Source organism: Frankia sp. KB5 (assembly GCF_002099325.1).
GTDB classification, from domain to species: Bacteria; Actinomycetota; Actinomycetes; order Frankiales; family Frankiaceae; genus Frankia; species Frankia casuarinae.
Genome location: NZ_MRUJ01000336.1, coordinates 1 through 4,980 on the forward strand (window position 1 = coordinate 1; position 4,980 = coordinate 4,980).

4 protein-coding genes are annotated in these 4,980 nt (G+C 70.9%); all 4 read right to left on the reverse strand.

The features are described 5' to 3' along the window. The coding region (locus KBI5_RS23860) for a hypothetical protein (protein WP_085016544.1) at nucleotides 1-746 on the reverse strand (746 nt) is incomplete at its 3' end. Beyond that, on the reverse strand, nucleotides 733-2,367 hold the full coding sequence (locus KBI5_RS23865; RefSeq protein ID WP_085016545.1) for a VWA domain-containing protein: 1,635 nt from the start codon (nucleotides 2,365-2,367) through the stop codon (nucleotides 733-735). The genes KBI5_RS23860 and KBI5_RS23865, both read right to left, overlap by 14 nt. Continuing rightward, entirely contained in the window at nucleotides 2,364-3,623 is a 1,260-nt protein-coding gene (locus tag KBI5_RS23870; protein WP_085016546.1) for a toxic anion resistance protein, read from the reverse strand. The genes KBI5_RS23865 and KBI5_RS23870 overlap by 4 nt, the downstream gene beginning before the upstream one ends. Beyond that, on the reverse strand, nucleotides 3,620-4,744 hold the full coding sequence (locus KBI5_RS23875) for a hypothetical protein (RefSeq protein ID WP_085016547.1): 1,125 nt from the start codon (nucleotides 4,742-4,744) through the stop codon (nucleotides 3,620-3,622). The genes KBI5_RS23870 and KBI5_RS23875 overlap by 4 nt, the downstream gene beginning before the upstream one ends. Nucleotides 4,745-4,980: the final 236 nt, after the last annotated feature.

Consider the following 4,980-nt stretch of genomic DNA (forward strand, 5'->3'; position numbering starts at 1 on the left):
CCCGGGATGCGTGGCAGGTCGGGCCGGGCGAGATCGGGCCGGGCGGGATCGGGGAGGGTGAGCTCGGTCGGGCCGAATCGGTCGGTGAGGAAGCGGCTGTGCGCGAGCAACTGGGCCGTGTCGCCGCGGGCGGCCGCCTCGGTGACCTCACGCATCCCACCGGCGAGCAGGGCCAGCGTCGCCAGCAGGACATCGCGGGGGGTACGGCCGTCGGGCAGCCGGTGGGTCTCGGCGTAGGCCCGCGGCAGCCCCAGATAGGTCTCCACCGCGGTGGGCAGGTAATCGGCGACCGTCCGCTCGACGGCGAACGTCTCCGGCGAGCCGGGACGCAGCAGGTGCGGGGTGTCCAGGACCTGCCGCAGCRCACCGATGACCTCCTCGGCGGCGGCGACGAGTGCCCGGTCGTCCGGTGCCCGGTCGATCAGGGCCCGGTACTGGGCCTCGACCGTCGCCCGCAGATCATCCACGTCGATCCCACCGCCCGCGACCGCGGCGCGGCGCGGCGGTGCGACCAAGGCGCCGATCGCGTAGAGCGCCGCGACGACCGGCGGCCAGAACGGCCAGTCCACCAGGCCCGCGGCACTCGCGCCGGCGCCGGCGAGCGCGCATGTGCAGCCGGCGATGTTCTTGGCCGAACCGAACCAGGTGAGGATCCACTGTCCCCGGCCGGGGATCGGCGCCGACGGGGGTGGTGCCGGGCGCGGGAGCCGCGGTGGACGCGGCGTCGGCGGTTCACTGGTAGCCACGGATGTCCTTGAACGCGTCCGCCAGCGACGAGGTACGGGCGTCGAACACCGCGCCACCGGTGTCGGCGGAGATATCCCGCAGCGCCGCCGGGTCGGCCTCCCCGAAGGCGATCGTGAAGGTACGCACGGCACGCGCGGCCGCCGGCAGCCGCTGATAGGAGGAGCGGAAGTCGGCGGCCGAGATACCGGAGTTGTTCTCCCCGTCGGTCATCAGGACGATCGACGTGAGGTAGCCGGGGTCGGCCTCAACGGCCGCGCCGGCAGCCCGGTAGCCGGCCTCCAGCGCCGAGTAGATCGCGGTGCCGTCCTGGAGCCGCAGGCCGTCCACGAACGTGTTGACGCCCGCCAGATCCGCGGAGCCCGGCCGCGGGTCGTTCACGGCGAAGTCCACGGGGTCGTTGGCCCGGCCGGCGAAGGTGATCATCGTGATCTTCTCGCGACCCCGGAACCGGGCGAACCTGCCGGACAACGTGTCGTCCGCACCGGTGAGTCCGCGCAGCGCCGCCTGGAGCGCCGCTATCCGTGATCCGGCCATCGACCCGGACACGTCGAGCAGGAAGATGGCGTGGCTGGGCCGCCGGAACCGGTCGAGGTAGGCGGACAGCAGCTGGTCGGCGACCTGCCGGCTCGCCGGGAAGGGCAGCTCGGTGAGCGTCCGCGTCGGGAACCGGGCGTCCAACGCCACCCCGGGCAGGGCCGGCCGGCGGCTCGTGGCAGTCTGCAGCCGGTGCTGCGTCCGCGGCAGGCGCAGCCAGCTGACGACCCGGTCATAGAGATCACGCTTGTCCGGCCGCAGCAGCAGGAGAGGGTAGTCGGAGGTGACGATCCCGTCCCGGGGATAGATCAACTCCAATGGTTCGCGCAGCCGGTGCCCGGCGTTCAGGGCCAGCAGCACCGACTCATAGTTGATCATGCCGCCGAGAGTGTCCTGGGAACGGGCGTAGGCGTCGGTCAGGAAACCGGAACTGCCCGCGGTCAGTGCCTGGCCAGAGAAGAACGAGGTCAGCTGGGCAGGTCTGATGTCCTGCGGGCGCAGCGCGTCCGGGGTGCCGGCGAGTGCCGCCGCCACCCCGACCAGGGCGGAGAAACCCGAGTTCGACGCCGCGGGATTCGTCATGGCGTAGGAGAGCTGGCCGGCCGCCACCTTCGCGGCGATGTCGGCCCAGGTCACGTTGGGGTTGCCGGTCCAGCCGAACTGCCGGGCCAGGCTGCGTCGGACCCCGAACACCACCGGTGACAGCATGATCGACGATCGCGCGGCTACGGACGTCGCGCCGTTCGGCAGCAGTCGCAGGTACCGGTCGGAGGCGAACCAGGCGGCGTCGGCCTGGGCGGTGCCCCTGGTAATCGCGTCGGCGCCGTCCAGGGTGCCGGTGTAGCTCAGCCGCAGGGTGACGCCGGTCGCCCGGGTGAGATCGGGAAGCAGCGGCTGGATGTCCTGGAGTTCGGAGCCGGCGAGGACGGTGAGTTCGCCTGCGGACCCGCCGGTGCCGGACCCGCCGGTGCCGGACCCGCCGGTGCCGGACCCGTCCGCCGGTCCCGGGCCTCCGCCCGAGCAGGCGGCCACGAGCAGCACCGTCAGGAGACACGCGAGCAGGGCCGCGGGCGGCCGTCGGTTCACCGGCCGCCGCCCGGCAGCGTCAGCTCGCCACCGCCGTCGGGGTACGAGCCGAGCTCGCCGATCTCGCCCGCGGCCGACCGGTCCAGGTAGGCGGTGGCCCTGCCGATCTCGGTGGACAGCGCGTCCACCGTCGTCCGCATGGTGTCCAGCGCGGCGGCGCGGTAGTCGTCGATGGCGTCGATGGTGGCGTAAATGTTCGCGAAGGCCTGCTGGAGGGTCCGCAGCGAGACGGTCGCCGAGGACGCCTGCCGGTGCACGTCGGCGCTCTGCCGGCGCAACAGCTCCGACGTGCCAGAAATGATCTTCTCGGTGGTGCTGTTCAGGGCCGAGATCTGGTCAAGGACCAGCTTCTGGTCGGCCAGCGCCTGGGCGACGATCACCGCGGTGCGCAGGGCCGACACGGTCGTGGTGCTCGCCCGGTCCACACCCTTGATGAGTTCGAGGTTGTTGCGCCGGAGCAGGTCCAACGCAAGGTAGCCCTGTGCGCCGACGGCAAGCTGGGTAAGCAGGTCCTGGTGCTTCTGGCGGACGTAGAACAGCACGTCCCGGCGAAGCTCCTCAGCCCGGTCCGGATCGGCGCCCGCGAGCGCCGCGATCCCCGTTTCGAGCTCACCGTCGAGTCTGCCGGCGAGGTAGGCATACTCCCGCAGCCGGCCGATCGCCACCCACAGGTTCTGCTTCTCCTGCTCGATGGCGGCGTTGTCCCGGCRCAGCTCCTCCTGACCGTGCTGCAGGGCGCGCAGGATCCCGTCCAGATGGGCCTGCGACGACCGGTAGGACGCGAAGTAGTCCCGCAGCCGGTTGCCGAAGGGGAGCACGCCGAGCAGCTTTCTGGGGGCGTCGAGATTCTGCCGGGAGGGGTCGAGGTCCGCCACGACCCGGCGCAGCTCGACCAGGGACTTCGACACCGCCGAGGTCTGGTCGAAGGGCCCGGAGTTCATCGCCCGGGTGGGCTTGTCGAGCAACCGGTTGGACACCGACGCCGATTCCCGGATCTCCTTCTCCCCCAGCCGGTGCACGGCGGCGACCTTCGACGCGAACGCCGGCGAGTGGGCATCGATGGACAGCAGCGTGCGCGCGAACGTGCCAGCCTGCTCGTCCAGTCGGGCCACGGCGTCCGGATCGATCGGAACGGCCGGTTYGGCCCGGTCAAGGGGCACCGGTGCCACCGGCTCGGGCGGGGTCAGCACCAGGCCGCCGGGTGACGTATTGCCAGGTGCCGTATTCCGGTCGGCGGCCGGCGGTTGCGTGGTCAACCGGGTCTCCCCTGCGCCTGGTTCACAATCTTGTCAATCATGCGTTCCTCGATGGCGGCGGTGGGCGGTTCCACCACGTCGACCAGTGACGGCGGCGGCGCGAGACCCCGTTCGGTGGCCAGGCGGCGGCCGTACGCGGCATCCGCGGTACGAAACCCGTGCTGAGCCGCGAGACGCTGCAGCTGCGGGTCGGTGGCAAGCAGCCGCCCGGYGGCATCGCCATCGGCGGTCAGCGGTACCACCGTGTGCTTCGCGTAGATCGTTGGCTCCGGGTACATGAGGACCATGTCGGGGCTGATGGAGCCGTCCTTCGCGAGCTGGCGGGCGACGAACTGCGCCTCGTAGATCATGGCCATCGGCGTCTTCCCCATCCCGATGGTGAGGAAGTCGTCGAAGGGTTCCTGGGTGGACTGCTCGACATAGCCCTGCTTGACGAACAGCGGTGCGCAGCGGGCGGCCACCCGATCCGCCGCGGCGCTGTCGGCGACGACGTTACCGCCGTTCTCGACATAGCTGGCGATCGCCAGGTACAGCGCCGCGGAGTTCGACGTCCGCACATCCGTCGAAYTGATGAGCACGGACTTGCCGGTCTCGAAAGCGGTGTTCCCCGGCAGGTCCGACCAGCGGGTGTTCTTATCGACCAGATCGAGGTAGCCGCGCATGTTCAGGACGCGGTGGCCGCCGTCCATCCGCACGACCCCGGCGTTCTGCAGCAGTGACGCGATCGGCTGGAAGGTGGCGATCGCCATCGGGCTGAAGAAGGGGACGTAGGACTTCGTCACCTTCCTGGCGGCCCTGATCCGGTCGGCCTGCGGCGCATCGGCCGGAAAGGCCAGGTCATATGGGGTCAGATCGCGGCTGGTGGCGATCTCCCTGGAGCCCGCGGTATCGACCTGCAGCCGGTAGCCGAGCTCCGCGAGCCGGGCGCCCACCGCGGGGTCCGCGAAGAAGTCCCGCTTCTCCGAACCGGCCAGGACCCGGACGGTCCGCACGTTGCCATCGGGCGGACCGCCGCCGGCGTCGCCCCCCAGCCGGGGGACCACGATCAGGGCCACCACCGCAATCACGAGCAGACCGGCCAGCAGGAGCCCGACGGTCCTGCCCCGCTGCGCCGAACGCACCAGCCCTCCGCCCGAATCCCCCGATTGACCCCTCTGCCCCCATAATGGTAGATCCTGGCGACACGTTCTCGACGTTCAACCCACGCGACCGTTTCCTGGTGACCGGTGGATCGCCGCGGCGCCCGTCCGTGGGAGACGAGGGGGTGCCAACTGTCGCTCGTCCAGTAGTCATTGGCGCTCTATAGTGAGCTATGATGGTCATGTGAACCTCAAGGAGTGGGCCGAGTCGCAGGGTG